This window comes from Succinatimonas hippei YIT 12066, assembly GCF_000188195.1.
GTDB lineage: Bacteria > Pseudomonadota > Gammaproteobacteria > Enterobacterales > Succinivibrionaceae > Succinatimonas > Succinatimonas hippei.
Window position 1 is genome coordinate 1 of the sequence record NZ_GL831028.1, and the last position, 1358, is coordinate 1358.

Sequence of the window (1358 nt, forward strand, 5' to 3'; positions counted from 1 at the left end):
GGGGGTGCGGACAAAAAGTTGGACATGATTTTCAGTTCATAATACCTAAAGATTGCCGATATTGCACCGGACTTTTATATCCCAAACTTGCCTTGATTCTATGCTCGTTATACCAATGAAGGTATTTATCAAGACTTAAGATAAAATCTTTTATTCCGGTTTTTGTCCAATCTCTTCCATAGAAAAATTCATTTTTAAGTCTGCCGAAAAATCCCTCACAGGCACTGTTGTCAGGTGAGCAGCCTTTCTTTGACATCGAACGGATAAAGCCGTTATCTTCCATACGCTTTATCCATCCCGGCCAGCGATAGTGGCAGCCGCGGTCGGAATGAATAACAGGCTTGGCGTTTCCTTTAATATGTTTAATCGCATTATCCAACATCTTATTGACCAATTCGGCGTTTGGTGAACATCCTATAGTCCAAGCAGTTACCATCCCGTCAAAACAATCAAGCAGCGGTGATAAATATACTTTACCTTCCGGTAAGGCAAATTCAGTAATATCGGTAAGCAGCTTTTGATTAGGTTTTAAGCTGTGAAAATCCCGCTGAATGATATTGTCTACCGCAGGACTGATTTCACCTTGATAGGAAGAGTATTTTCTCATCCGTTTGCTTTTTACTTTTATCTCTTCCTGTCTCATAATTCTTCTTACTACTTTCTCTGAAATAACAGTGCCAAATTCTTTTAAAGAGGCATGAATACGTCGGTAACCGTAACTTTGATAGCTGTGATTGAAGATGGCTTTTATTGTTTCTCTGACTCCGGCATATTTATCCGGTTTATGCATTGCAAAATGTTGGTAATAAAAAGAGCTTTTGGACAGTCTTAATAAAGACAATAAGTCTTTTATGCGATATTTATCTTTTAAGGCATCAATCACTAAAGTTTTATCGCGATTGCTTAGGTTTTGCGGATTGATGCCTTCCGCTTTTTTTAAGATTTCTCCTGCTTTCTCTAATATGTCTTTTTCCATCTGCAGACGATATACATCTTTTTGCAGCTGCTCGTATTCTTGAAGTAAGCCTTGGTATTTATCCTGCAGCTCACTTAAAGATATATCTTTAGGGATTTTCTTCTTCATCGGCATTATTGAAACATTAATTTGACTTGCCCATTTATAAAGCGTTGCTCGTCTGACCTTATGCTGCTTGGCTACCTTTTCAGCTGAAGCTTCACGGGTCAGCAGCGCTTTAACCGCCGCTGTACGCTCCTGTTTAGTATAAGTCTTTTTGCTTTTACTTACGGAAATGCTTTTAACCTTATAACGCTCCGGAGTATATACCTGCAGCCATTGATGTAATGTAGATGTACTTTTTGGATAACCAAGTGCTTTAAGAGTAACAGCTTTATTTCTT

At 38.5% G+C, this 1358-nt stretch carries 1 protein-coding gene; it reads right to left on the minus strand.

The genetic code is table 11. From position 1 onward, the window contains the following. Positions 1-31: 31 nt before the first annotated feature. On the minus strand, positions 32-1358 hold a 1327-nt coding region (locus HMPREF9444_RS07115), incomplete at its 5' end, for an IS3 family transposase (RefSeq protein WP_040909385.1).